Below are 389 nucleotides of genomic sequence, written 5' to 3'. Positions count from 1 at the left end.
GCCCTTGCAAGTCGCCCAATCGCTGCTGCATCGTGCCATGTAGCGCCCCGCATCCTCAACGCCAGCTTCGAGAAGCATCCGCGTATTCAGGATGTTGGAGAACTCGAACACACCGGCCGATAACAGCAATACGAGTGGTATCGTGATCGCGGCTTCCACCAAAGCGGCGCCACTTTCGTCGCCTTGGAACCGTCCAATGATTCTGCGGAGCCTGGTCATGTCAGCGCTACCGATACAACTGGGCTTCGTTGCGGAATGCTTTGTCTACCAGGGTGTTGTTGGCAAATCCGCCATCGACATCGACGATCTCAAGGCTGATAGCCTTCTCGGCGCCTGTACCGTCCGGATTGTCCTCGTCGTTGGGATTCACCTTCTGGATAGGGTTGTTT

At 56.3% G+C, this 389-nt stretch carries 1 protein-coding gene; it reads right to left on the bottom strand.

The window, feature by feature from the left end:
• Positions 1-219, bottom strand: a 219-nt coding sequence (locus tag EOA13_RS37630) for a TadE/TadG family type IV pilus assembly protein (RefSeq protein ID WP_164780697.1), incomplete at its 3' end; no start/stop codon positions are given.
• Between the last annotated feature and the right edge of the window lie 170 nt (positions 220-389).

This window comes from Mesorhizobium sp. M7A.F.Ca.US.011.01.1.1 (assembly GCF_003998295.1).
Lineage (GTDB): Bacteria > Pseudomonadota > Alphaproteobacteria > Rhizobiales > Rhizobiaceae > Mesorhizobium.
The sequence above is the reverse complement of the archived record's forward strand: the minus strand, read 5'-3'. Positions and strand labels throughout refer to the sequence as shown.